Origin of the sequence: Peptoclostridium litorale DSM 5388 (assembly GCF_900141635.1) — a bacterium.
GTDB classification, from domain to species: domain Bacteria; phylum Bacillota; class Clostridia; order Peptostreptococcales; family Peptostreptococcaceae; genus Peptoclostridium; species Peptoclostridium litorale.
On the sequence record NZ_FSRH01000012.1, the window covers coordinates 52515 to 78832 of the forward strand.

At 41.5% G+C, this 26318-nt stretch carries 20 protein-coding genes, 2 riboswitches and 1 other annotated feature; of the genes, 3 read left to right on the top strand and 17 right to left on the bottom strand.

The features are described from left to right. Positions 1–240 precede the first annotated feature (240 nt). The 3 genes from BUQ87_RS11300 to BUQ87_RS11310 are packed head-to-tail and all read left to right on the top strand — an operon-like array spanning position 241 to position 2757. On the top strand, positions 241–1179 hold the full coding sequence (locus tag BUQ87_RS11300; RefSeq protein WP_038267021.1) for a metal ABC transporter solute-binding protein, Zn/Mn family: 939 nt from the start codon (positions 241–243) through the stop codon (positions 1177–1179). After that, positions 1176–1961 carry a metal ABC transporter ATP-binding protein gene (locus BUQ87_RS11305; RefSeq protein WP_038267018.1) on the top strand — a complete coding sequence of 262 codons (786 nt, stop codon included), beginning with the start codon at positions 1176–1178 and terminating at the stop codon, positions 1959–1961. The genes BUQ87_RS11300 and BUQ87_RS11305 overlap by 4 nt, the downstream gene beginning before the upstream one ends. Further along, the gene (locus tag BUQ87_RS11310) at positions 1954–2757 is read left to right on the top strand and encodes a metal ABC transporter permease (protein ID WP_143182466.1); all 804 of its coding nucleotides are present in this window, start codon (positions 1954–1956) and stop codon (positions 2755–2757) included. The genes BUQ87_RS11305 and BUQ87_RS11310 overlap by 8 nt, the downstream gene beginning before the upstream one ends. 47 nt (positions 2758–2804) lie before the next feature. Here BUQ87_RS11310 and BUQ87_RS11315 read toward each other — a convergent pair whose 3' ends face one another. The 17 genes from BUQ87_RS11315 to cls form a co-directional block, all read right to left on the bottom strand. Beyond that, positions 2805–6581, bottom strand: coding sequence for a phosphoribosylformylglycinamidine synthase (locus tag BUQ87_RS11315; protein ID WP_038267013.1), 3777 nt, complete (start codon positions 6579–6581; stop codon positions 2805–2807). 43 nt (positions 6582–6624) lie between these two features. Continuing rightward, the gene (gene purD / locus BUQ87_RS11320) at positions 6625–7887 is read right to left on the bottom strand and encodes a phosphoribosylamine--glycine ligase (RefSeq protein ID WP_038267010.1); all 1263 of its coding nucleotides are present in this window, start codon (positions 7885–7887) and stop codon (positions 6625–6627) included. 10 nt (positions 7888–7897) lie between these two features. Next, a complete protein-coding gene (gene purH / locus BUQ87_RS11325; protein ID WP_038267007.1) occupies positions 7898–9433 on the bottom strand; it encodes a bifunctional phosphoribosylaminoimidazolecarboxamide formyltransferase/IMP cyclohydrolase in 1536 nt (511 codons plus the stop codon). Continuing rightward, complete coding sequence (gene purN / locus BUQ87_RS11330; protein ID WP_038267004.1) at positions 9423–10019, bottom strand: phosphoribosylglycinamide formyltransferase; 597 nt, start codon at positions 10017–10019, stop codon at positions 9423–9425. The genes purH and purN overlap by 11 nt, the downstream gene beginning before the upstream one ends. After that, a complete protein-coding gene (gene purM, locus BUQ87_RS11335) occupies positions 10013–11050 on the bottom strand; it encodes a phosphoribosylformylglycinamidine cyclo-ligase (RefSeq protein WP_038267001.1) in 1038 nt (345 codons plus the stop codon). Before purM ends, purN begins: the two co-directional genes overlap by 7 nt. A 69-nt stretch (positions 11051–11119) precedes the next feature. Further along, complete coding sequence (purF, locus tag BUQ87_RS11340) at positions 11120–12472, bottom strand: amidophosphoribosyltransferase (protein ID WP_038266998.1); 1353 nt, start codon at positions 12470–12472, stop codon at positions 11120–11122. Positions 12473–12485: 13 nt separating this feature from the next. Continuing rightward, entirely contained in the window at positions 12486–13190 is a 705-nt protein-coding gene (gene purC, locus BUQ87_RS11345; protein ID WP_330391346.1) for a phosphoribosylaminoimidazolesuccinocarboxamide synthase, read from the bottom strand. 100 nt (positions 13191–13290) lie between these two features. After that, on the bottom strand, positions 13291–13767 hold the full coding sequence (gene purE / locus BUQ87_RS11350; RefSeq protein WP_038266992.1) for a 5-(carboxyamino)imidazole ribonucleotide mutase: 477 nt from the start codon (positions 13765–13767) through the stop codon (positions 13291–13293). A 139-nt stretch (positions 13768–13906) separates the two neighbouring features. Further along, positions 13907–15247, bottom strand: a complete 1341-nt coding sequence (locus BUQ87_RS11355) for an NCS2 family permease (protein WP_187655951.1) — start codon at positions 15245–15247, stop codon at positions 13907–13909. A gap of 159 nt (positions 15248–15406) precedes the next feature. Beyond that, positions 15407–15508: riboswitch (purine riboswitch) on the bottom strand. A gap of 138 nt (positions 15509–15646) precedes the next feature. Next, complete coding sequence (gene guaA / locus BUQ87_RS11360; protein WP_038266989.1) at positions 15647–17182, bottom strand: glutamine-hydrolyzing GMP synthase; 1536 nt, start codon at positions 17180–17182, stop codon at positions 15647–15649. Positions 17183–17184: 2 nt separating this feature from the next. Continuing rightward, positions 17185–18648 carry an IMP dehydrogenase gene (gene guaB / locus BUQ87_RS11365; protein ID WP_038266986.1) on the bottom strand — a complete coding sequence of 488 codons (1464 nt, stop codon included), beginning with the start codon at positions 18646–18648 and terminating at the stop codon, positions 17185–17187. Positions 18649–18833: 185 nt separating this feature from the next. After that, positions 18834–18935, bottom strand: a riboswitch (purine riboswitch). Positions 18936–19150: 215 nt separating this feature from the next. Further along, the gene (locus BUQ87_RS11370) at positions 19151–19873 is read right to left on the bottom strand and encodes an amino acid ABC transporter ATP-binding protein (protein WP_038266983.1); all 723 of its coding nucleotides are present in this window, start codon (positions 19871–19873) and stop codon (positions 19151–19153) included. Next, positions 19866–20516 (bottom strand): amino acid ABC transporter permease, encoded by a 651-nt coding sequence (locus tag BUQ87_RS11375; RefSeq protein WP_038266980.1) that lies wholly within the window; start codon positions 20514–20516, stop codon positions 19866–19868. The genes BUQ87_RS11370 and BUQ87_RS11375 overlap by 8 nt, the downstream gene beginning before the upstream one ends. A 61-nt stretch (positions 20517–20577) precedes the next feature. After that, positions 20578–21411 carry an ABC transporter substrate-binding protein gene (locus BUQ87_RS11380; protein ID WP_038266977.1) on the bottom strand — a complete coding sequence of 278 codons (834 nt, stop codon included), beginning with the start codon at positions 21409–21411 and terminating at the stop codon, positions 20578–20580. Between the two features lie 95 nt (positions 21412–21506). Beyond that, positions 21507–21718 (bottom strand) — a binding site (T-box leader). A gap of 827 nt (positions 21719–22545) precedes the next feature. After that, complete coding sequence (gene groL, locus BUQ87_RS11385; protein ID WP_038266974.1) at positions 22546–24180, bottom strand: chaperonin GroEL; 1635 nt, start codon at positions 24178–24180, stop codon at positions 22546–22548. Between the two features lie 54 nt (positions 24181–24234). Continuing rightward, entirely contained in the window at positions 24235–24519 is a 285-nt protein-coding gene (gene groES, locus BUQ87_RS11390; RefSeq protein ID WP_038266972.1) for a co-chaperone GroES, read from the bottom strand. Between the two features lie 303 nt (positions 24520–24822). Beyond that, a complete protein-coding gene (gene cls / locus BUQ87_RS11395; RefSeq protein WP_038266969.1) occupies positions 24823–26310 on the bottom strand; it encodes a cardiolipin synthase in 1488 nt (495 codons plus the stop codon). Positions 26311–26318: the final 8 nt, after the last annotated feature.

Consider the following 26318-nt stretch of genomic DNA (forward strand, 5'->3'; position numbering starts at 1 on the left):
TATGCCCAAATTCATTAGATTTTTTATATTTTAGCCCATATTACCATATCATTAAGCCCATATTCAAGAATTATCCCTCTTTGCCCCGCTTGACTCACTTTCGCAGTGGTATTATAATTTCCAAATGGGTATTTAAAATAAATATGCCATAGTTTTTAAAACACTTGAGATATTCTCTGCATGAATGTATAATCTATTATTAATTGCAAACGAATTTCATTTACCCTTTGGAGGTGTCACATGAAAAAACGTATTTTACTATTACTGACAGTACTATCACTATCATTTCTGATTGCAGGATGCAATGGTTCCTCGCCTGAGAAACCAACAAAACCGGTAATAGCCGTATCCATAGTTCCCGAAAAAGAATTTGTACGTGCGGTGGCTGGCGATCTTGTAGATGTGGTTACAATGATACCGCCAGGAAGCAGCCCTTCAAACTACCAGCCCACTCCGCTTGAAATGGAGTCTTTCAGCAATGCTTCAATATATTTTGCAATTGGAGTCCCCGCAGAGGACGCAAATATACTCAAAAAAGCAAAAGAACTCAATCCACAGCTCAAAATAGTAAGGCTGGATGACGAAGTCGGGAAAATGTACCCTCACAGGTATTTCGAGGATGCTCACTCTCACGAAGATGAATTGACCGAAAAGGGTGGTACTGAAAATAACTATGAAAACCATGATATCGGAATAAAGGATCCTCATATATGGATGTCTCCCAAAAGAGTCATGGTTATGGTCGATACAATAGCAAGCGAGCTTTCAAAAATGGACAGTGAAAACAGTGAGACATATATTTCAAATGCAAAGTCATACAAGGAGAAGCTGTCTAGTCTTGACCTGAAAATAAAGCAGACCCTTGAAGGGCTCCCAAATAAATCATTTATAATATATCACCCATCCCTCGGCTATTTCGCAGACGATTACGGCCTTGAAATGGTAAGCGTTGAAAGCAGTGGAAAAAGTGCAAGCGCAAAGGAGCTGGAGTACATAATCGACTTTGCAAGAGAAAAAAACATAAAGGTCGTATTCTACCAGTCTGAAATCGACAGTAGTCAGTCAAGAACGCTTGCAAATGAAATAGAAGGCAAAACCACTGAAATTTCAACACTTTCGGGAAACTACATTGAAAACATGGAGAAAATAGCCAGCACTTTCAAGGAGGTCCTCCAGTGAAAAATGAAGACTATATACTTGAAATAAAAGACCTTACCGTCTGCTACTCAGGCCACTGCGCCCTGCAGTCTGTAAATCTGGACGTACGAAAAGATGAGTTTCTCGGAATAATTGGGCCCAACGGAGGGGGCAAGAGTACTCTTTTAAAGGCCATATGCGGACTCATCAGGCCATCAAGCGGCACTGTAAAACTCAACAGCTCCCGCCCAATAGGCTATGTACCCCAGTTTTCATCCTTCAGCAAGGACTTTCCCATAAGCGTCATTGAAGTCGTTTTGACTGGAATGCTTGGAGGCAGGGCAAGAGCTTTTCACAGATACTCAAGCTCAGATATATACAAGGCCCAAAAAACACTCTCCCTTTTAGGCATTCTGGATCTTGAAAAAAGGCAGATAGGCACGCTTTCAGGGGGACAGCTACAGAAGGTTCTCATAGCAAGGGCTCTTGTTTCGAATCCCGAAGTACTCCTTCTGGATGAGCCTACGGCAAGCGTCGATTCGACTTCAAAGTCGAATATATATGAGTTTTTAAGCCACCTTAGCAAAGATATGGCCGTTATAATTGTAAGCCACGACATAGGTACAATATCCTCATATGTTCACAGCATAGCCTGTCTCAACAAAAAGCTATACTATCATGGCGAAGATGAAATAGATTTGAGCATGAGCATTGAAAAAACATACGGCTGCCCTATAGACATGATAGCTCATGGCTTCCCTCACAGGGTCTTAAGTCCGCATTTAAATCACAACGCCCTAAAGGAGGATGGTAAAGATGTTTGATGCACTTGGATACTCTTTTGTTCAAAACGCCATAATGGGAGCCATTCTTTCAAGCATAGTGTGCGGAATAATAGGTACAATAATAGTGCAAAAGCGTCTCGTTATGCTGAGTGGTGGCATAGCCCACGCTTCGTTTGGAGGTATAGGACTTGGCTATCTCATGGGCATTGAGCCCATAATACCGGGGCTATTGTTCGCCGTGGCTTCTGCACTTGCAGTTTCAGGAATGCGGAGAAGCACCGGAACCAATTCAGATGCGCTTACAGGAATGTTCTGGTCAAGCGGCATGGCCCTTGGGATACTCTTTATAGCCGTAACTCCGGGATATCCTCCCGATATGACATCATACCTTTTCGGAGATATACTTACCATTTCAAGGTCTAATGTAACGCTTATGGCGGCGCTTGTCATTATAGTGACTGCATCTGTGTTTTCATTTTTCAGTTACTGGAAGTCATTCCTGTTTGACGATGAATTTTCAGCAGTGATGGGAATGAACGTGAGGTTTTTCGAGAATGCACTTTTCATACTCGTGGCCATGTCAGTAGTGGCTCTAATAAAAGTTGTTGGAATAATACTCGTAATAGCACTGCTTACAATACCTCCGTCAATAGCCGCTCTTTATACATATAATCTTAAGGCCATAATGGTCACTTCAATACTTATAGGCTGCATAGCATGCCTTTTAGGACTTTATGTCTCATACATGATAGGAATTCCTTCAGGTGCTGTGATAGTTCTCTTTTCATCTTTTTCATATTTTGTATGTGCATTCACAAGACGAAAGGCAGCATAAAAGCCGAGCTTTACAAAGCTCGGCTTTACACTTTTGAATATTCTTGTTTATTTGAAATATGCAACTCCTGATTCAAATATCTTCTGGTCCTTCTCACCCGGAGTGTTCTTGCATATGTTCTTTCCGATTCTTTCTGAATGGGCCATCTTTCCAAGAATCCTTCCGTCAGGGCTTGTTATCCCCTCTATTGCATGGACCGATCCGTTAGGGTTGAATCTTATGTCATAGCTTGGATTTCCTTCGAAGTCAACATACTGAGTTGCCACCTGTCCGTTTTCAAATAGCTTTGCAGCAATTTCATCGCTGGCAAAGAACCTTCCCTCGCCGTGCGATACAGGCACAGTATGCATGCTTTCCGGCTCTGAAAGCGAAAGCCAAGGAGACTTGTTTGAAACCACTTTTGTCATTACAGCTTTTGCTACGTGTCTTCCTATAGTGTTGTAGGTAAGTGTAGGCGAGGACTCGTCTATATCCCTTATCTCGCCGTAAGGCAGAAGGCCTATCTTCACAAGAGCTTGGAATCCATTGCATATTCCCAGCATAAGCCCGTCCCTGTTGTTTAGAAGATCCATTACAGCCTCTTTTACAGCCGGGTTTCTAAATACAGTCGCTATGAACTTTCCTGAACCTTCAGGTTCGTCTCCCGCACTGAAACCTCCAGGTATCATTATTATCTGCGACTGCTTTATAAGCCTTACCATGTTGTTTATTGACTCTTCCACATCGCTTGGCTTAAGGTTTTTAAATACCATTATCTCGCCCTTCGCTCCAGCCTTTTCAAAAGCCCTTAAAGAGTCGTACTCGCAGTTTGTTCCCGGGAACGCCGGAATGAACACCTTCGGCTTTGCAATTGATATCTTAGGTGCTATGGCCGAACCGCCCGTATATATTCTGCTTTCAGGTTTTCCCTGTATTTCTTTTGTATATGAAGGGAATATGTCTTCAAGAGGCTCTTCCCAGTCTGAGTAAAGCTCGCTTATCTCAAGAGTCTCTCCCAGCGCCTTTATGACCGGCTCAAAGATAGTGCTTCCCACTACAGCATAGTCCACTCCCGAAAGCATTCCTTCTATGTCAGCTGAAGAGTCAACTTCCATGAGTATTGCTCCGTAAGAAGGTGCAAACAGATCTTTTTCTGAAATTCCTTCAAGGCTTGCCCCTACTCTGTTTCCAAAGCCCATTTTTGAAACGGCCTCTGCCATTCCTCCAAGGCCGAGTGCATATGACGAGTATACCTGTCCTGATTTTGCAAATTCAGCCACCTTTTCAAAACATCTGCCAAGCCCTTCAAAATCAAAAGTCTTGTCGCCATTTACAGGAGGCTTCACAAGCACAAGTTCATTTCCGCCGTTTTTGAATTCATTTGAAACGACTTTATCTGGCCTCACTATCCCCACAGAGAACGAAACAAGCGTCGGTGGAACATCTATATCATTGAATGTTCCAGACATGCTGTCCTTTCCGCCTATTGCAGGTATTCCAAGCCCCTTTTGAGCTGCATACGCCCCAAGCAGAGCTCCAAAAGGCTTGCCCCATCTTGAAGGCTCGTCCCTTAGCTTTTCAAAGTACTCCTGAAGCGTAAGCCTTACATTCTTGTAGTCAACACCTATCGCTGCAAGCTTTGCAACCGAGTCAATAACGGCGTACATTGCACCGTGGAAAGGACTCCACTTTCCTATTTGAGGGTTGTATCCATAGCTCATTGCAGTAGCAGTGTTTACATTGCCCGAAAGCGCTGGTATCTTTGCAACCATTGCCTGTGAAGGCGTAGCCTGGTGCTTTCCTCCAAAAGGAAGTATAACGCTTCCAGTTCCTATAGTGCTGTCGAATCTTTCCACAAGCCCCTTTTGGGAGCAAATGTTAAGATCCTTTAGATTTTTAACCCACGTGCTCTTTAGGTCTTTTCCAGATGCAGCTTCTTTTGCCCTTTCTTCAAAATAGTCTGCACTTGATGGCGCCTTTACATGGATTTTTGTGTTTTGAGTCACTCCGTTTGTGTCAAGGAACTCCCTTGACAGGTCCACTATATAGTCGCCATTCCAGCTCATTCTAAGCCTTTTTGTGTCCGTGACAGTTGCAACTGCTACAGCCTCTAGGTTCTCAGTATTGGAAAGCTCTATGAATCTGTCTGCATCGCCCTTGTCTACAACTACTGCCATTCTCTCCTGTGACTCTGATATTGCAAGCTCCGTCCCGTCAAGCCCCTCGTATTTTTTAGGCACCTTGTCAAGGTCTACCTCAAGTCCGTCTGTAAGCTCGCCTATCGCAACAGAAACTCCTCCTGCACCAAAGTCATTACACCTTTTTATCATCTTTGCAACAGTAGGGTTTCTAAACAACCTTTGTATCTTTCTCTCCGTAGGCGCATTACCCTTTTGAACCTCTGCGCCACAGCTTGTAAGAGATTCCTCGGTGTGTTCCTTTGAAGATCCAGTGGCCCCTCCACATCCGTCTCTTCCCGTTCTTCCTCCAACAAGTACTACAACATCTGAAGGCACAGGAATGTCTCTTATTACATTTTCTCTTGGCGCTGCAGCTATAACAGCGCCCACTTCCATTCTCTTTGCGACAAAGTCCTCGTCATAAACCTCTGATACAAGTCCTGTAGCTATTCCTATCTGATTTCCATAAGAACTATATCCGTGAGCCGCCTCAGTGGTGATCTTTCTTTGAGGAAGCTTTCCTTCAAGAGTGTCCTCTATAGGAGTTCTCGGATCTGCGCTTCCTGTAACCCTCATTGCCTGGTATACGTATGATCTTCCTGAAAGCGGGTCTCTTATGGCTCCTCCAAGACATGTTGCCGCTCCACCAAAAGGCTCTATCTCTGTTGGATGGTTGTGAGTCTCATTTTTGAACATTACAAGCCATTTTTGAGTCTGCCCGTCAATATCGACGTCAACCTCTATGCTAGCTGCGTTTATCTCCTCGGAAACCTCAAGGTCTTCAAGTGTTCCTCTTTTTCTCATCTCTTTCATTGCAAGAGTTGCAATATCCATAAAGCATACGTCTTTTTTGTCTATCCTGTCTCCATATACGTATTTTCTGCTCTCCATGTAATCGCTGTGAGCTTTTTTAAGAGCATCTGTATAAGGACTCTCATCTATGTCAACATCTGTGATGTTAGTTGCAAAAGTGGTATGTCTGCAGTGATCTGACCAGTATGTGTCTATCACCTTTATTTCAGTTATCGTAGGATTTCTCTTTTCAGTATCCCTGAAATATCCCTGGCAGAATTTAAGGTCTTCAAAGTTCATCGCAAGGCCCCTGCTGTCCATAAAGCTTTTAAGACCCGTATCGTCAAGCTCATTGAATCCATTTAGTATTTCAACCTTTTCAGGCTTTTCATACTCCAGTTCAAGTGAATCCGGCTTTGAAAGCTTGGCCTCCCTTGAATCCACAGGGTTTATGCAGTACGCCTTTATATTTTCAAATTCATCCTCGCTAAGTTCTCCGCTGAGCACATATACCCTTGCTGCGGAGACAACGGGTCTTGCCTCCTGAGTAAGTATTTGAATACACTGCGATGCAGAATCAGCCCTTTGGTCGTACTGTCCCGGAAGGTATTCAACAGAAAATGCCCTTTCACCTTGCTCAAGGCTCATCTCTTCGTCATATACATAGTCTACTGGCGGTTCTGAAAATATTGTAGCCTTTGAAGCTTCATATACTTCATCTGAAATCCCCTCAATGTCATATCTGTTTATAATCCTGATTCTTTTAAGACCATTTATTCCAAGATGCTCTACTATGTCAGACATAAGCCCCTGGGCCTGAACGTCAAACCCCTCTTTTTTCTCCACAAATATTCTCTTTACATTTTGTCCCATTTCAAATGCTCCTTTGTAAGTATACTTGTATTAAAATGATATACTATCTGCCTATTATCTTGCCTATGTCGCTTCTGTATTGAGCTCCCTCAAACTGTATCTTTCTTACATTTTCATAAGCCTTGTTTCTGGCTTCTTCTATGCTCTCGCCATACGCCGTAACCCCAAGAACTCTTCCTCCGTTTGTGAGGACTTTGCCATCTTCAAGCCTTGTTCCCGCATGGAATACCATTACGTCACTGTCCACTTTATCAAACCCTGTTATTTCCTTGCCCTTTTCATACATTCCAGGGTATCCCTTTGAAGCCATCCCAACACATACTGTTTTCTTGTCGCTCCACTTTATCTCCTGCTGGTCGAGTCTTCCTTCGATTATGCTCTCTATTATGTCTACAAGGTCAGTCTCAAGCCTTGTAAGTACAGATTGTGTTTCAGGGTCTCCAAACCTCACGTTGAACTCGAGAACCTTAGGTCCCTCACTTCCTATCATAAGTCCCACAAACAGTATTCCCTTGAAGTTCATCCCTTCATTTTTGAATCCATCTATTATAGGGGTGAGTATTTCCCTTTCAACCCTGTTTGAAAGCTCTTCATCATATATCATGCTTGGCGAATAGCTTCCCATTCCCCCGGTGTTTGGTCCCATGTCATCATCAAATATCTTCTTGTAGTCCTGTGCGCTTGTCATAGGAACTATGGTTTTTCCGTCTACAAAGCAAAGTATCGAAGCCTCTATACCTGAAAGGAACTCTTCTATTACAACTTTCTTTCCCGATTCTCCAAATACCTTTGAAAGCATTATGTTTTCAAGGTCTTTTACGGCTTCCACTCTTTCAGTTTCTATTAGTACGCCTTTTCCTGCCGCAAGCCCGTCGGCCTTTATCACTATAGGATAGCCGAACTTATCTACATTTTTAACGGCCTCGTCAAAATCTGTATACTCTTCGTATTTGCCTGTAGGTATGTTGTTTCTTATCATGAACTCCTTCGAAAAAGCCTTGCTCCCCTCAAGCCTTGAACACATCTTGTCGGGTCCGAATATCTTAAGTCCTTCTGCTTCGAACATGTCAGTTATACCCATTACAAGAGCTACCTCAGGTCCCACGATTGTAAGGTCTATTCCTTTTTCCTTTGCAAAACCCAAAAGGCCTTCTACGTCATCAGCAGATATGTCCACATTTTGGGCAATCTCCGCCGTTCCCGCATTGCCAGGTGCGCAGTATATGCTGCTTACCCTTTGACTTTTACAAAGCTTCCACACTATTGCATGTTCTCTTCCGCCGCTTCCTACTACAAGAATTTTCATGATGCACCTCCTAGTGTTTGAAATGTCTTATTCCACTGAATACCATTGCTATTGAAAGCTCGTCGCAAGCATCTATTGAGTCCTGATCTTTTACCGACCCTCCCGGCTGTATTATGGCCTTTATTCCATATTCAGCCGCAAATCTTACGCAGTCGTCAAATGGGAAGAATGCGTCAGATGCAAGTACCGCACCTTCAAAATCCTTCTCTTTATTATTTCCTATTGCATTTTCAAGGGCCCATATCCTTGAAGTCTGTCCAGGTCCAAGCGCAATTGTCATTCCGTCCTTGACTATGGCTATTGCATTTGACTTCATATGCTTCACTATTTTCATTCCAAATACCATGTCGTCTATTTGAGCTTTTGTAGGCACTGTTTGTGTAACCGTTTTGAAGTCTTCATAAAGCTTTTCGTCCTTGTCCTGAGCCAGAAGCTTTCCATCAAGGTATTTAAAGTCGTATCCTCTCGTCTTTGGACTTAGATCCTTAAGCTTTAGTATCCTGAGGTTTTTCTTAGCTTTTAGCACTTCAAGCGCCTCGTCTGTAAAGTCGTATGCCGCTATTATTTCAAAGAATATTTCACTTAAAAGCTCTGCGGTATTAAGGTCTACAGTTGAATTTATTCCAATTATTCCACCGAATATGGAAGTCTTGTCTGCCTCATATGCCTTTTTGAATGACTCGAATGAATCTTTGCCTATTCCAACTCCGCATGGGTTTGCATGCTTTATTGCTACAGACGCAATGTTTTCGCCGCCCTCGAATTCTCTTAGTATCTCAAGCGCCGCATTAAGGTCGTTTATATTGTTGAATGAAAGCTGCTTTCCGTGAAGCTGCTCAAAATCCAGTTTTGTATCAAGCACGAAGTTCTCCTTGTACAGGCTTCCCTTTTGGTGTGGGTTTTCGCCGTATCTAAGCTCTTCTTCCTTCTCAAATGTAAGGTTTAGGTATTTTGGGTGTCTGTCTCCCACAAGCTCCATGAAATAGTTTGATATTATAGAGTCGTAGTGAGCTGTAAGCGAAAATGCCTTGTATGAAAGGTTCAGTCTTTCCTCTTGAGAAAGCTCCCCTTCTTTTAAACTCTCTATTATAAGTCCGTAGTCAGACGGGTCTGTAACTATTATGACGTCCCTGTAGTTTTTTGCCGCAGACCTTATCATGCTAGGACCGCCGATATCTATGTTTTCTATCATGTCTTCCATGCCAGCCCCCGACTTCAGGCAGCCTTCGAAATTGTAAAGATTGACTACGACCATGTCTATTGACTTTATCTCCAGCTTTTCCACAGTTTCAACATGTTCCTTTATGTCTCTTCTATACAGTATCCCTCCGTGAACATAAGGGTTTAGAGTTTTAACCCTGCCGTCCAGTATCTCCGGAAATCCCGTAAGCTGGTCTATTTGAATGGCATTCACTCCCGCTTCACTAAGCATTTTGTGAGTATTGCCTGTTGATATTATTTCGTACCCTAGTTTTTCTAGCTCTTTCCCGAATTCAACTATCCCCGTCTTGTCTGTAACACTTATAAGCGCTCTCTTATTTGCCATTTGTGTGTACTCTCCTTCCGACTATCTTAAGTTTTCCATCGCAATAAAGCTTTACCGCATCTACTATTAGTTCATGTTCTATTTCAAGTACTCTTTTTTGGAGTGAATCTGCATTGTCTTCATCGTATACGGGAACCGCTCTTTGAAGTATTATAGGCCCCCCATCGGGCTCTTCGTTTACAAAGTGGACAGTGGCCCCGCTTAATTTCACTCCGTATTCTATTGCCTTTTGATGTACTATTTTACCATAGTATCCCTTGCCGCAAAAGGATGGTATTAGCGAAGGGTGTATGTTTATTATCTTGTTTTCAAATCTTTTTATGAAATCCGGGCTGAGTATTTTAAGGTACCCAGCGAGAACTACAAGGTCTATGTCTTCGCCTTCAATTATATCTATTACCCTTTTTTCGTCTTTTTCGAATACTGCATTTATGCTTGCATCTTTTGCCCTCTGCAGGCCGTAGGCTTCTTCCCTGTTTGATATTACAATCTTTATACGACCGTTTATATGTCCGTTTTCACATGCATCGATTACAGCCTGGAGGTTGCTTCCTGAACCCGAAACGAGTACAGCTATGTTTACCATAGCTCAACACCCTTTCCTCCAGATGTTATCTCGCCTATTACATATGCCTTTTCACCGGCCTGCTGCACTGTATTTACAATATCCTGCGCAACTTTATTGTCAACCACAAGCACAAGCCCTATTCCCATGTTGAAGCTTCTGTAAAGCTCCTCTTCCTCAACCATGTCAAGTCCCTGTATTACAGTGAATATGTCTGGCATATCCCATGAGTCCTTTTTAATCTTTGCACAGCATCCGTCCGGAAGCACTCTTGGAACGTTTTCCACAAGTCCTCCTCCTGTTATGTGAGCTATGGCCTTTATTTCATATTTTTCAAGAAGGCTTTTCACTGCCTTTACATATATCTTTGTAGGTCTTAGGAGCATCTGTCCAAGAGTCTCGTCAATGCCTTCAAACTTCTTGTCAAGGCTGTATCCAAGCTTTTCTATGAAAAGCTTTCTTACAAGAGAGTAACCGTTGCTGTGAATTCCACTTGAAGCTATTCCTATTACAGCATCTCCCTCTTTTACCCCTTCGCCTGTTATTATCTTTTCTCTGTCGCATATTCCTACTGAAAATCCTGCCAGGTCATACTCGTCCTCAGAATACATTCCAGGCATTTCTGCGGTTTCTCCGCCTACAAGTGCCATTTCAGACATCTTGCAGCCTTCAACTATTCCCGACACTATCTTTTCAGCCTTCAACGCGTCAAGCTTTCCAACCGCCATGTAGTCGAGAAAGAAAAGAGGCACAGCGCCCTGGCATATAAGATCGTTTACGCACATTGCCACAAGGTCTATTCCCACAGTATCGTGAACATCCATAAGCTGGGCTATCTTAAGCTTCGTGCCTACTCCGTCCGTAGATGAAAGAAGCACAGGCTCTTTCATGCCCATGAAGTTTTTAAGGCTGTAAAGTCCGCTGAAGCTTCCCAGATCTCCTATGACATTTGAATCATATGTCGACTTCACTTTTTTCTTTATCAGATCAACCGCTCTATTTCCCTCATCTATGTTTACGCCTGACTGGCTGTAGCTTATCTTTTCTTCCATTTTTATTCCTCCCGACAGATTGGTCTTTAGGTGCATTTTAATATTTTTACAAAATCTATTTTTTAAACACTATATGCTCTCCACCATTGGGTCTATTGGATAGTCCCCGTCAAAGCATGCGCTGCAAAAGCTAAGCTTTCCATGGGTTGCAGATCTCATTCCATCTATTGATATGAATCTTAGTGAGTCCGCTCCTATTATCTCACATATCTTGTCCACAGGATTGCTTGAAGCTATAAGCTTGCTCCTTCTTGGAGTGTCTATTCCGAAATAGCAAGAATACTTTACTGGCGGAGATGTTATTCTAAGGTGGACTTCCTTAGCCCCGGCCTTTCTTATGCTTTCTATGAGCTGCTTGGAAGTTGTTCCCCTGACTATTGAATCGTCAACAAGTATTACTCTTTTTCCCTTTATGACTTCCTTGAGAGGGTTTAGTTTAAGCTTTACTCCAACTTCTCTTTCCTTTTGAGTGGGCTTTATGAATGTCCTTCCAACATATCTGTTCTTTACAAGCCCTTCCATGAAAGGTATGCCCGACTCCTTGGAGTATCCTATGGCTCCCGCCCATCCAGAGTCCGGAACCGGAACAACCACGTCAGCATCTACAAACGATTCCCTTGCCAGCAGCTCTCCCGTTTCTACCCTGAACTTGTATGCGTTTATTCCGTCTATTGTAGCGTCATTTCTTGCAAAATATACGTGTTCGAATATGCAGCAACTTCTTCTCGCATAGTCCGTCTCATAAAAGAACGACTCCATCTTGCCATCTTTTATAAGCACTATCTCTCCGGGCTCTACATCTCTTACTATTTCCGCACCTATTACATCTATTGCGCTGTCCTCCGACGCCACTATATAGTCATTTCCTCTCTTGCCTATTCTAAGAGGCCTGAATCCATTCGGGTCCCTTACTGCAACAAGTTCCTTTTCAGTCATTATAGCAAGCGAGTAAGCCCCCTTTATAAGTGACATTGTCCTCTTTACAGCATCCACTATGTCATCGCCCTTGTAGTATCTTGCAAGAAGGTACAGTATGACTTCGGAATCTATTGATGTTTGAAATATAAGCCCGTCGTCTTCAAGTCTTTCCTTGAGCACGTCACTGTTTACAAGATTTCCATTGTGGGCTATTGCTATCTTTCCGCCCCTGCACATCCCCACAAGCGGCTGTGAATTGGAAGGGTGGCTTCCTCCTGCCGTAGAATACCTTACATGGCCTATACCTATGTTTCCACTTAGCGTCTTAAGCTGTTCTTCCTTGAATACATCTGTTACAAGCCCCATCCCCTTGTGATGGTTGATCCTTCCGTTAAGCGTTGCTATACCGCAGCTCTCCTGACCCCTGTGCTGCAGTGAAAAAAGCGAATAGTATACGTCCTTTGCAACATTTTCATCAGAATAAACTCCAACTATTCCACACATTTGTAAAAGCCCCCTATTTGTCCTCTATTCTCTCAAGAACCTTTTTATAGCTTTCTATTACATCTCCAAGGTCTCTTCTGAATCTGTCCTTGTCCATCTTTTCATTAGTGCTCATATCCCAAAGCCTGCAAGTGTCAGGAGATATCTCATCTGAAAGTATTACCTCTCCGTCGTATCTTCCAAACTCAAGTTTGAAGTCAACAAGCCTTAGTCCTGCCTTTTCGAAAAACGCCTTCATAACTTCGTTTATTTTCAGAGTCTGCTCTTTTATGGCTTTTATTTCTTCTCTTGTCGCAAGTCCTATTGCAACTGCATGGTCGTCGTTTATAAGCGGATCTCCAAGGTCATCGTTTTTGTAGCAAAGCTCAAATATTGGCTCTGAAAACACTATTCCCTCTTCTATTCCAAGTCTCTTGCTCATAGAACCTGCGGAGATATTTCTTACTATGACCTCAAGAGGCACTATTTCAACAGCCTTTACAAGCATCTCTCTGTCAGACAGCTTTTTAATGAAATGGCTTGAAATACCTTCTTTAGCAAGCAGTTCAAATAGTATTGACGATATGCTGTTGTTTATCATTCCCTTTTCCATTATGGTGTCTTTTTTAACACCGTTGAATGCAGTTGCATCGTCCTTGTAGTACACAACGTACTCCTTAGGATTTTCTGTCTTGTAAACCTGCTTTGCCTTTCCCTCGTATAAAAGCTCTTTTTTCATTATATATCTCCTCCTGTTTATTCTTTTTCAAAAATGCGGCATGTGCCTTTAATCAATCAGAATCAACAAACTGTCTATTTCACAATGTCTTAAAATATATCTACTGTATTGATGCGTCGTCTTCAAGAACCTGTTTCATCATGTCTTCCCTGTGCTTTTTAAGCGCTTCCTTAAGCTGAGGATATTTAAGTGCCATTATTTGAAGAGCCAGTATAGCGGCGTTAAGCCCTCCGTCAATTGCAACTGTCGCAACAGGTATTCCCTTTGGCATTTGGACTATTGAAAGAAGTGCATCCATTCCGTCTAGTGTGGATGATTTTATTGGAACTCCTATTACAGGCATCAAAGTGTGTGCTGCAACCACGCCTGGAAGATGAGCAGCCTTGCCTGCAGCCGCTATTATAAGGTCGTATCCTTCTCTTTCAATGTTTTCGATATGCTCGAAAACCTGCTTTGGCGTTCTGTGCGCTGAAAGCGCTCTCACACTAACATGTACCCCGTGCTCTCTTAGAAACTTTACAGCCTCCTCAAGCTTTGGATAATCAGACTTTGAACCCATTAGTATAGATACCTTCATATTCCATCCCTCCAACAAAATTTTTCAAAAGTTCATACTAGGCGAACTTTATGTCGCTAATTTTACATTACATTCGTATTTGTACCCTAATTTTTGTACATTAAAAGCCCCATCGATTTTAATGGGGCTTTATTCACTTTTACGCCATAAAAGCGTATTTTAATATGAACAAGAACGATAATATATATAGAGATATTTGTACTTCTTTTCCCTTGCCTGTAAACAGCTTTATAAGCGTATATGAAACAATACCAAATACAAGACCTTCTGCTATGCTGTATGCAAGAGGCATCATCAGTATTGTAAGGAATGCTGGTATGGCCTCTGTAAAGTTCTCAAAGTCTATTCTAAGGACAGATGAAGCCATCATAACTCCTACAAGTACAAGTACAGGTGCAGTCGCCTGAGCCGGTATCGCAGTGAATACTGGTGCAAACAGCGTAGATATAAGGAACATGAACCCTGCCACAACCGCGGTAAGCCCTGTTCTTCCGCCTTCTGCTATTCCCGATGCACTCTCTACAAATGTTGTAACCGTCGAAGTTCCCATCATAGCTCCCACAGTAGTACCTATAGCGTCTGCGAAAAGCGCCTGTTTTGCTCTTGGAAGCTGTCCCTTTTCATCAAGCATGTTTGCCTTTGATGCCAGACCTACAAGGCAGCCTATTGTATCAAACAGGTCTACAAACAGGAAAGTGAACACTACTACGACCATGTCAAAGCTGAATATGTCAGCAACAGGTACGTTTTTGAATGCCATCATTATAGGCGAAAGTGACGGTGGAGTACTCATAAAACCATTAGGGGAATCTACAAGTCCAAGTACCATTCCTGCAACAGATGTAACTACCATTCCTATAAGGAAAGATCCCTTTACATTTTTGACAAGCAGCACTGATGTGAATATTATTCCAAACAGTGTAAGTATCATAAGAGGGCTCTTCATGTCCCCAAGAGTTACTATGGCCCCTCCAGCCTGTATCATTCCAACATTTGCAAGTCCTATGAACGCTATGAAAAGTCCTATTCCAGCTGTAACTGCGTTTTTAAGGAATACAGGTATTGCGTTTATTATCTTTTCACGCACATTGAAGAAAGTAAGAAGTATGAATATAATACCTTCAATCAAAACGGCAGTAAGTGCAAACTGCCAGCTGTAGCCCATGTTTATTACTACTCCATATGCAAAGAATGCATTAAGTCCCATTCCCGGAGCAAGTACGAAAGGATAGTTTGCAAAGAATCCCATTATGAACGTTGCAAGTGCTGCTGAAAGTGCTGTGGCCACGAATACAGCTCCCTTGTCCATTCCGGCATCTCCAAGTATAAGAGGGTTTACAACAAGTATGTACGCCATTGTCATAAACGTAGTGATTCCTGCAATTAGTTCCCTTTTCATGTCGGTTTCATGCAGTGAAAGCTTAAATAAATTTTCCAAAATTCCATTTCCAGCAGATTTGCTGATATTGCTGTTTTCCATTTTTTAGTTTTCCTCCTCAGATTTTTTTCTAAAGGCAAAAGCCCTAAATGCCCTCTCGGGGGAGAAAATCTAATGGATTCATGGATCACTCAAAGGCTGGGCTCTCCAAAAAATAATATGGAGGCCCTGCCCATTATAAGCAAAACCTCCATCAGACTCTTTTCAAGAAGTTTTGCTCATAGTAGGAAATTTTACGGCTTTCCTGTAGAAACTCCCAGACCGTATTACCGGGATTATATGAGCAAAGCAAAATGCTTTTTATCCACTTGCCTAACTACATACTTATTTTATATCAGGTAGAAGATAAAAGTCAATATTTTTGTGTATTTTATTCAATTTATTTTTCAAGTAAGTTCGTTATGTTCCGAACATTATGTTGTATTTCTCATCCAATAGTTCTTATTCCCATTCTATTGTTCCAGGAGGCTTCGAAGTTATGTCGTAAACAACTCTGTTTACATGGTCAACTTCGTTAACTATCCTCGTTGAAATTCTCTCAAGCACCTCGTAAGGTATCTTGTACCAGTCGCTTGTCATTCCGTCGCTGCTCGCCACGGCTCTTATTCCTACAAGATGTGCGTATGTTCTCTCGTCTCCCATTACTCCTACAGTCATTACGTCCGGAAGAACTGCAAACGCCTGCCATATTTCCTTGTAAAGTCCTGCAGACTTAAGCTCCTGCATGTATATTGCATCGGCTTCTCTTAGTATGTCGCATTTTTCCTGTGTAACCTCTCCTATTACCCTTATTCCCAGTCCTGGTCCTGGGAATGGATGTCTGAATATAAGTTCTTCTGATATTCCAAGCTCAAGTCCAAGTCTTCTAACTTCGTCTTTGAAAAGCTCTCTTAAAGGCTCCACTATTTCAAACTCTATGTCTTCTGGAATACCTCCAACGTTGTGGTGAGATTTGATTACAGATGCACCGCTGTCGCCCGATCCGCTCTCTATTACGTCAGGGTATATTGTTCCTTGAACAAGGAAGTCCATCTTTCCAAGCTTGTTAGACTCTTCTTCGAATACCCTTATGAACTCTTCTCCTATTATCTTTCTCTTGCTCTCAGGCTCTGTAACTCCCTTAAGCTTTGAAAGGAATCTCTCCTGTACATTCACCCTTATGAGGTTCATGTGGAATTCTTCCCTGAATATAGCCTCTACGTGGTCTCCCTCGTCCTTTCTCAGAAGGCCGTGGTCAACAAATACACAAGTAAGGTTGTCCCCTATTGCCCTGTGTACAAGTACAGCTGCAACAGAAGAGTCAACGCCTCCGCTAAGGGCGCATAGAACCTTCTTGTCTCCTACTTTGTCCTTTATCTCTTTTACCTTCTCGTCTATGAATGATCCCATAGTCCAAGTTCCTTCAAGCTTGCATACCGCGTGAAGGAAGTTTCTTATTATCATGTATCCGTCAACTGTGTGCTCAACCTCTGGGTGGAACTGGACAGCATAAAGGTTTTTAGCCGTGTTTTGCATTGCAGCTATAGGGCAGTCTTCAGTGCTTGCCACTGCCTCGAAGCCTTCTGGTGCAGTTTCTATATAGTCGGTATGTGACATCCAGCACAGGTTAGACTTGTCCATTCCTTCAAACAGTACGGAATCCTTGTACTCTATGCGAGTCTTTCCATATTCTCTCTTTTCAGCCTTTGCCACTTTTCCACCAAGTGTATGCGCCATAAGCTGGGCTCCGTAGCATATTCCAAGTACAGGAACGCCAAGGCTGAATATCTCCTTGTCGACTCTTGGAGCGCCTTCGCCATATACGCTTGAAGGTCCTCCTGTGAATATTATCCCTTTAGGGTTTTTTGCCTTTATCTGCTCTATTGAGTATGTGTATGGAACTACCTCGCAGTAGACATTCGCTTCTCTCACCCTTCTGGCTATAAGCTGATTGTACTGCCCTCCAAAATCTACAACTAAAACAAGCTCTTTATTCATTATTAAACCTCTCCCTGTACACTGTAATTTGGCGATTCTTTAGTTATTGTAATATCGTGTGCATGACTTTCCTTAAGTCCCGCTCCCGTAATTCTGACAAATGTAGCTCTTTCCTTTAAAATAGCAAGGCTTTTAGAGCCGCAGTATCCCATTCCGGCTCTTATTCCGCCTACAAGCTGGAATATCATGTCCGCAACTGCACCCTTGAAGTGAACCATTCCTTCAACGCCCTCAGGAACTAGCTTTTTAGTGTTGTCCTGGAAGTATCTGTCCTTCGAACCGTGTTTCATGGCCTCTACAGAACCCATTCCCCTGTAAGCCTTGAAAGTTCTTCCCTTGAAGAGTATCTTCTCTCCTGGGCTTTCTTCTGTTCCTGCAAACATAGAACCCATCATGGCAACGTCAGCGCCCGATGCCAAAGCCTTCACTATGTCTCCCGAGTACTTTATTCCACCGTCTGCTATTACAGGTATTCCATATTCAGCTGCCGCCTCGCTGCAGTCCATTATTGCAGTTACCTGAGGAACTCCTACTCCTGCAACAACCCTTGTAGTACATATTGAGCCAGGTCCTATACCAATCTTTACGCAGTCAGCTCCCGCCTCTATAAGCTCCCTTGTAGCTTCAGCTGTAGCGACATTTCCTGCTACCACTTGAGCTTCAGGGTATTTTTCCTTTATCTTCTTAACGCTGTCGATAACACCTTTTGAATGTCCGTGTGCACTGTCAAGAACTATAACGTCAACCTGAGCCTTCATAAGCTTTTCGACCCTGTCCAGCATGTCCCCTGTGATTCCAACTGCAGCTCCGCAAAGAAGTCTTCCTCTTTCGTCTACTGCAGAGTTAGGGAATTTTATTTTCTTTTCTATATCCTTTATAGTTATAAGTCCCTTTAGTATGAAGTTGTCGTCAACTATAGGAAGCTTTTCTATCTTATTGGCTCTTAGTACAGTCTGAGCCTCCTCCATAGTAGTTCCCTCTTTTGCAACTATAAGGTTTTCCTTAGTCATTACTTCGTCAATCTTCTTTGAAAAGTCTTCTTCAAATCTTATGTCCCTGTTTGTAATTATTCCAACTAGCTTTTTGCCTTCATCCACTATAGGAACACCTGATATCCTGTATCTTCCCATAAGCTCGTCTGCATCAGCTATCGTGTGCTCCTTGCTCAAATAGAACGGATCTATTATAACCCCGTTTTCACTTCTTTTTACCTTGTCGACCTCGAGGCTTTGCTCTTCTATGCTCATGTTCTTGTGGATTATTCCTATTCCACCTTCTCTTGCTATTGCTATTGCCATTTTCGACTCCGTTACAGTATCCATTCCCGCACTCATAAGTGGGATGTTCAGTTTTATCTTCTTTGTAAGATGCGTAGCCGTATCAACTTCTCTTGGTAGTATTTCTGATTTTTGCGGTACTAAAAGCACATCATCAAAAGTTAAGGCTTCCTTCAGTATCTTTGCCATTGTATACCTCCGAATTTTAATTTTATTTTTATTTATATTCTATATTATATCAAAAAAACCTGAACAATGAAGTAAAGAGCAGAATCATTATTCAGGCATAAATCAAAAAGACGACAAGACAGGGATATTTTTTCGCGATACCCCGACAAATGAAAACCAATCACACAAAATCATCTTATTTAAGATTTAATAACAATTCCACTCATAGTCGGAATTTTTACGGTTTTCCGGTAGAGACAGTCGGCCCATATTACCGAATGTATATGAGGGATTATATATTTAATATTCAGTTTTTGTTCCTCATAATATATCAAAATTAGCTATCCATGTCAACACGCATGGAATTTTTAGAATATTCAGTATAGTATCATTCCTTTTGAAAATGCTGAGACAGACAAAATTTTACCATTGTCACTCCGTATTATTTTTTTATTTATACATTTTTTTGTACTTCAATAAAAAACAGCCGCACGAGTGCGGCTGACTACTTATATGTTTTATGCTATAAAATTTTTCCAAGAAAATCCTGAGTCCTAGGATGCTGAGGGTTTGCAAATATTTCTTTCGGATCGCCCTCTTCTACTATGTCTCCTCCATCCATGAACACAAGCCTGTCTCCAACCTCTTTTGCAAATCCCATCTCGTGAGTTACCACCACCATTGTCATACCTTCGGCTGCAAGCTCTTTCATAACCTCAAGAACCTCTCCTACCATTTCAGGGTCAAGAGCCGATGTAGGCTCGTCAAAAAGCATAACGTCAGGAGACATGGCAAGAGCCCTTGCTATTGCTATCCTTTGCTTTTGTCCTCCTGAAAGCTGTCCCGGATAGCTGTTAGCCTTGTCAGCAAGCCCTACTCTGTTCAAAAGGTCCATGGCGACCTTTTCCGACTCTTCCTTACTCAGCCCCTTGAGCTTCATAGGTGCAAGCGTTATGTTGCTAAGCACGCTCATATGAGGGAACAGGTTGAACTGCTGGAACACCATTCCCATGTTTTGTCTCAATTTGTTTATGTCGTTTTTCTTGTCAGTTATTGAAACTCCCTCGAATATTATCTCTCCATCCGTAGGCTCCTCCAAAAGGTTCAAACATCTTAGGAAAGTTGATTTACCAGAACCCGAAGGCCCTATTACAACCACAACCTCTCCTTTTTCTATTTCTATGTCCACACCCTTTAAGACATGCAGACTTCCAAATTTCTTATGAAGATTCTTTACACTAATCACCAGTTCTCAATCTCCTTTCAACAACTCCCAGAAGCTTTGAAAGCGTAAATGTCATTGCAAAATATATCAAAGCAACTATTAAAAGAGGCTCAAAAGGCCTGTATATATTGCCTCTTATTGTATCGGCATTGTACATAAGATCGTGTATACCTATTATTGAAACTATTGCCGACTCCTTTATTACAACTATGAATTCGTTTCCAAGCGCAGGAAGTATGTTTCTAAACGCCTGAGGTATTATTATATATCTCATTGTCATCCCGTATGTGAACCCAAGAGATCTCGACGCCTCCGTCTGCCCCTTGTCCACCGCCTGTATGCCCGCACGTATTATCTCCGCAACATAGGCTCCGCTGTTCATAGAAAGGGCTATAACCCCTGCCAGAAAGTCCGGAAGATCTATCCCTATTACAGGAAGTCCATAATAAACTATATACAGCTGGACAAGAAGAGGAGTACCCCTTAAAAATTCTATATACGCTCCTGCAATCACATTGAGTATCTTCTTGCTTGAAAGCCTCATAAGAGCAAGCACTATTCCCAGCGCGACTCCAAAAATCACTGTAAACGCCGCAAGAAATACCGTTATCTTGGCTCCGTTTACAAAAAACATCTGATAGTCCTTAACAAAACTAAAATCCACCTTGCACCCTCCTAAACATATACGTTAATCAGGGCAAATACAAAGTATTTGCCCCTAAGTACTATTCTTGCTCCATAAGTATGTTTGCATCAGCTATGAACTGGTCTATCTTCCCTTCGTCCGAAAGCTTTTTAAGAACGTCATTTATGCTTGAAACAAGATCTTCATTTCCTTTTTTCACCGCAACCGCAAAACCTGTATCCTCCGGCTCAAGCTCTATTCCTGTCATTGCAATGTCTGGATTTGCAGATATATATGCCTTTGCTACGGGCTTTTCCATAACTATGGCATCAACCTTGTCGTTTTTAAGTTCAAGCACTATGTCTGTAACCTTACCAAGAGCCTTTATTTCCGATTCTGTCATTTTCTCCTGTGCTATCGACTCCATTGTAGTTCCCTTTTGAACTCCAACCTTTTTGCCCTTAAGATCGTCAAGGGTCTTTATTTTGTCAACATTGTCAGTCTTTGTAACTACACTTTGAACCTCTTTATAGTATACGTCTGAAAAGTCCACTGCCTTTCTTCTGTCTTCATCAGGATTCATCCCAGCTATTACAACATCGACCTTCCCAGTCTGAAGCGCAGCCAGCAGACCGTCAAATTTCATATCCTTTATCTCAAGTTCAACGCCAAGTTCTTTTGCTATTTCCTTTGCTATTTCAATGTCAAATCCAACGATCTCGTCTTTCCCGTCTATCTGCTTGTGAAACTCGAATGGTGGATAATCTGCACTTGTTCCAAGCACGAGCTTGCCTTTTTCCTTTATCTGCTCCACCTTTGCTGCAGCAGCCGAATCAGATCCTTCTTCCTTTGGAGATGAAGAACATGCTGTAAGAGTAAACAACATTGAAGCCATCATTAAAATTGCAACTAAACTTTTAAATTTCTTAGACATTTTTCACAACCTCCTAGTTCTCTAATGTTTTGTTTTTAATATTCCAAATAATGCCGGAAAACAAAAAAAACCCCGCCCTCAAAGAAATAATACTCTTAAGAGACGAAAGCTATAATCCGTGTTACCACTCTTATTGGCGCAAAGCACCCACTCATTATTCTTTAACGGAGAACGCCGGCCCTTCATACTATGATTTCAAAAAGGCTCCTTAGGGATACGCTTCAGTAAGTCATTGATAACGGCCTCACACCAAACGCCGCCTCGCTTAAACAACAATCATACCTACTCTTCCCGTCAACAGATTTACAAGTTCAATTTGAGTAAAATTATACAGCATCATTTTTTTACTGTCAATTAAAAAAAATTTTTTATAAATATTTATATTATTATCTAAATTTTATTCTACGTGTTTTATGCGATATATTCGCATTTCCCTTAGTGTATTTTATAAATTTTTCTTTTATTTTTCGTTTAATATCAATTTTCCCGGGTAATAATATATTACAACTAAAAACTAAGCTTTTACAAAATATACTCCGAAAGAACAGCTTGTGATGGTCGCCTCAAGTAGGTCAAAGCAAATAATTTTAAATTCATGTCTACCGGCAGGAATGAAAGTTCGTTTGACTATCATTCCATATGGACAATCTATTTAAAAAGTTTTGATAGGCTAAGGTTAATGCATCAAGGCAATGACCTTTCAAAAACATTATATTTAACCAAAGCTGATTTTAGTTGGAAAAGGTAAATTCCAAAACTGGAGTTTATCAAGAAAGGAGGCAGATTCCAATAAAAAGGGAATTTGTCAAAGCGCAAAGAGGCTTATTCATTTAATTTCAGGATCGAAAAGACCTGCATTATATGAAAAGAGCCTCTTTGTTTTTTCAATAAATACGCATATATAAATTGATTTGATATTTTGAAAGGATGTTCGATGAAATGTAAAATCTCATCCAAAAATCTTTCACAGCTAAATAACTAAAAAAATTTCGAATATAAAAAAAGGCCTTTCAAAAGTTCATATAACTTCGAAAGGCCTTTTCATTATTTTAATAATTAAATTGTCAACAAATTGTTAGCAAATATATATTTCTAACGTTTGAACGTGTTGATTTAAACGTTTTTCAACCCTGATTACATCATTCCTGGCATTCCGCCACCCATTCCGCCTGGCATCATTGGAGCCTCTTTCTCGTTTGGCGAATCCACAACCGCAGCCTCTGTAGTAAGGAATACGGCTGCAACTGAAGCTGCGTTTTGAAGAGCTGATCTTGTAACCTTTGTAGGGTCAACTATTCCCGATTCAACCATGTTTACATAGTCTTCCTTAAGTGCGTCGAATCCTATCTCCGGCTCTGTATTCTTAACCTTTTCAACTATTACAGCACCTTCAAGACCTGCATTTATAGCTATTTGCTTTAGAGGCTCTTCAAGGGCCTTCTTAACGATCTTAACTCCTGTTCTAACTTCGCCTTCTGTTTCTTCTATAAGCTTTTCAAGAACCGGTATAGCACTTACCAGTGCAGTACCTCCACCGGCTACTATGCCCTCTTCAACCGCCGCTCTAGTCGCATTAAGGGCATCTTCTATTCTAAGTTTTCTTTCCTTAAGCTCTGATTCTGTGGCAGCTCCAACCTCTATTACCGCAACTCCTCCTGAAAGCTTTGCAAGTCTCTCCTGAAGCTTCTCCCTGTCGAAGTCTGAAGTAGTGTTTTCAATTTGAGTTTTTATTTGAGCAATCCTGTCTTTTATATCCGACTCTTCTCCAGCTCCGTTTACTATTGTAGTTTCTTCCTTTGTAACCTTTACAGTTTCCGCTCTTCCAAGCATTTCAAGAGTAGCCTCTTTAAGTTCAAGTCCTATTTCTTCAGATATAACTCTTCCCCCAGTAAGTATGGCTATGTCTTCAAGCATGGCCTTTCTTCTGTCTCCAAATCCAGGAGCCTTGACAGCTACTACTTCGAATGTTCCTCTAAGCTTGTTTACAACTAGAGTCGCAAGAGCTTCTCCATCCACGTCTTCAGCTATTATAAGAAGTCTCTTTCCCTGCTGAACTATCTGCTCAAGAACAGGAAGTATTTCCTGTATGTTTGATATCTTTTTGTCTGTTATAAGTATATATGCATCACCTATGACAGCTTCCATCTTTTCAACATCTGAAACCATGTATGGAGAAAGATATCCTCTGTCAAACTGCATTCCCTCAACAACTTTAAGGTCTGTCATCATAGACTTTGACTCTTCTACAGTTATTACACCATCTTTTCCGACCTTGTCCATTGCATCAGCTATAAGCTTTCCTATTTCATCGTCTCCTGCTGAGATTGCGGCAACCTGAGCTATCTCTTCCTTGTTTTGTATCTGTCTCGAAACGCTCTGTATTTCTCCTACAACAGCTTCTACGGCCTTAGCTATTCCTTTTCTAAGTATTATAGGGTTAGATCCTGCAGCAACATTCTTAAGCCCTTCTCTTATTATGGCCTGAGCAAGAACTGTAGCTGTAGTAGTTCCATCTCCCGCAACGTCATTAGTCTTTGTAGCAACCTCTTTAACAAGCTGCGCTCCCATGTTTTCATATGGGTCTTCAAGCTCTATTTCCTTTGCTATTGTAACTCCGTCATTAGTTATAAGAGGTGTTCCGAATTTTTTGTCAAGTATTACATTTCTTCCCTTTGGTCCAAGCGTAACCTTTACAGTATCTGCAAGTGCATTTACTCCAGCTTCTAGTCCACGTCTAGCTTGTTCAGCGAATTTAATCTCTTTTGCCATTTATAAACCCTCCCTGAGTGAAATTTATTATTGTATTTCTATTTTGTGTTTGTATTATTCAACTACCGCCAGTATGTCGCTTTGTCTTAATATAGTGTATTCTTCTCCATCGATTTTGACTTCGCTTCCCGCGTATTTTGAGAATATAACCTTGTCTCCCTTTGAAACTTCCATTTTAATCTCTTTTCCATCTACTACTCCGCCTGGTCCAACTTCAACAACCTCTGCCATTTGCGGCTGCTCTTTAGCGCTTCCTGGAAGCACTATTCCGCTTTTAGTCTTTTCTTCAGCCTCTAGTCTCTTTATTACTACTCTGTCTGCAAGTGGTCTTATCTTCATATTACAAACCTCCCTGGATATATTTTTATATTTTTACATCTTATGTTCATTTTTAATGTTAGCACTCATCAGCGTCGAGTGCTAATCACATATATAATAGTATAAAAAAGGCTCCCTGTTGGCAAGAGTATATTTTTTCGATTACAAGCCATTCAAGCCATTCATGTTCATTTATATCCAATTTGCTTCATTTTACTCATTTTTATTCCCATTTTCAATCAATTCCTGATTTTGCAAGCCTTTTATGCTTTTTCTTTTGCCTATACACATAAAAAGCGGGCGCTTGTAATGCACTTGTGCCCGCTACAGCATAGGAGAAAAAAGCCTAGAAGTGGATTCCTTCAGTTTTTGCACAATTCCCCTGCTATTATATTCTTCAATTGTGATCTCCCTGCAGCCCTCCTGGTCATCCATAAAATCCTCTTTGAGCCTCAAAACCACATCTTTGCTGTATATAAACCCGTTTATCTCAAAGTTGATCATGAAGCTTCTAAGGTCCATATTTGCAGTTCCAAGTGACGCCACCTCGTCGTCCACTATCATGACCTTTGCATGTATGAACCTGTCGCTGTCATATATGAAAACCCTGCCTCCAGCTTTTAGTATGGCTTCAAAATACGAAAAAGATGCATAATACACCATCTTGTGGTCGGGCTTTCCCGGAAACATTATCCGAACGTCCACGCCGCTCAGTGATGCCGTCTTCAAGGCCATAAGAAGGCTTTCATCCGGTATGAAATAAGGTGTTTGTATGTATATGGCCTTTTTCGCCTGCGTTATGGCTGTAAAATAAGCCTTGTGTATGGCCTCCCAGTTTGAATCCGGGCCGCTTGCCACCACCTGCATCACATCGTGGCCGCAGTACGATATGGGCGGAAAATACTTGGGGTCAAACAGCTTGTGTTTTGTTGAGAAATACCAATCCAGAAGAAATGTAAGCTGAAGCATGTATACGGCCTCACCTTCAATTTTCATATGGGTGTCTCTCCAAAAACCGAATTCACTGCTCCTTCCAAGGTATTCGTCCCCTATGTTTATCCCCCCCACATAGCCTATCTTTCCGTCTATTACAACTATCTTCCTGTGGTTCCTGTAGTTGAGTTTCCTGTTTAAAAACGGAAGAAACACAGGAAGGAAGGGCTCCACCTGTATGCCTTCCTTTTGCATCTGCTTGAAAAAACCCCTCTTGAACCACATATTCCAGCATCCCACATCATCATAAAGTATCCTTACCGCCACACCTTCCCTCGATTTTCGTATGAGAACGTCCTTTATGCGGTTTCCTATTTGGGAATCCTTTATTATGTAGTATTCCATGTGTATATGCTCTTTCGCATTTGATATATCTTCAATAAGGCATTCAAATTTTTCGTCGCCGTTTTTGAGTATTTTTATCTTGTTGTTGAGTGTGAAAGGGGACCTTCCAGTATTAAGAAGCAGGTTCATAATCCTTCTTTTTATATCTATTTCCGGGTCAACAAATATAAGGTCCTCCATTATGGCCTGCTTTTGTATTTCTATTAGGTTTTCAAAATCCCTTATACTGTCAAATATCTTTGACGCCTTTATATCCGAGTAAAGCTTTTGCATTTTGAATATTTTCTTCTTCTTTATATTCTGCCCGAAGAACAGGTATATCATGAATCCAACCACAGGAAACACCATGAGTACCAAAAGCCACGCAAGAGTCCTTGATGGATCTCTATTTTCAAGGAATATGAGTATCGATGCAAATATGGCAGAAAGTATGAAAAATCCAAGTATAATCGTTATTATATTTGCTGCGTCCATTACAATCC

Coding starts and splice junctions, on each gene's coding strand:
- BUQ87_RS11355 (WP_187655951.1), bottom strand. CDS start 15,247: ATGGAAAACAGCAATATCAGCAAATCTGCTGGAAATGGAATTTTGGAA.
- purD (WP_038267010.1), bottom strand. CDS start 7,887: ATGAAAATTCTTGTAGTAGGAAGCGGCGGAAGAGAACATGCAATAGTG.
- purF (WP_038266998.1), bottom strand. CDS start 12,472: ATGTGTGGAATAGTTGGAGTTTATTCTGATGAAAATGTTGCAAAGGAC.
- purM (WP_038267001.1), bottom strand. CDS start 11,050: ATGGAAGAAAAGATAAGCTACAGCCAGTCAGGCGTAAACATAGATGAG.
- guaB (WP_038266986.1), bottom strand. CDS start 18,648: ATGGCAAAGATACTGAAGGAAGCCTTAACTTTTGATGATGTGCTTTTA.
- cls (WP_038266969.1), bottom strand. CDS start 26,310: ATGGACGCAGCAAATATAATAACGATTATACTTGGATTTTTCATACTT.
- BUQ87_RS11310 (WP_143182466.1), top strand. CDS start 1,954: ATGTTTGATGCACTTGGATACTCTTTTGTTCAAAACGCCATAATGGGA.
- purE (WP_038266992.1), bottom strand. CDS start 13,767: ATGAAGGTATCTATACTAATGGGTTCAAAGTCTGATTATCCAAAGCTT.
- BUQ87_RS11380 (WP_038266977.1), bottom strand. CDS start 21,411: ATGTCTAAGAAATTTAAAAGTTTAGTTGCAATTTTAATGATGGCTTCA.
- groES (WP_038266972.1), bottom strand. CDS start 24,519: ATGAAGATAAGACCACTTGCAGACAGAGTAGTAATAAAGAGACTAGAG.
- groL (WP_038266974.1), bottom strand. CDS start 24,180: ATGGCAAAAGAGATTAAATTCGCTGAACAAGCTAGACGTGGACTAGAA.
- BUQ87_RS11300 (WP_038267021.1), top strand. CDS start 241: ATGAAAAAACGTATTTTACTATTACTGACAGTACTATCACTATCATTT.
- purH (WP_038267007.1), bottom strand. CDS start 9,433: ATGGCAAATAAGAGAGCGCTTATAAGTGTTACAGACAAGACGGGGATA.
- purN (WP_038267004.1), bottom strand. CDS start 10,019: ATGGTAAACATAGCTGTACTCGTTTCGGGTTCAGGAAGCAACCTCCAG.
- BUQ87_RS11315 (WP_038267013.1), bottom strand. CDS start 6,581: ATGGGACAAAATGTAAAGAGAATATTTGTGGAGAAAAAAGAGGGGTTT.
- guaA (WP_038266989.1), bottom strand. CDS start 17,182: ATGAATAAAGAGCTTGTTTTAGTTGTAGATTTTGGAGGGCAGTACAAT.
- purC (WP_330391346.1), bottom strand. CDS start 13,190: ATGAAAAAAGAGCTTTTATACGAGGGAAAGGCAAAGCAGGTTTACAAG.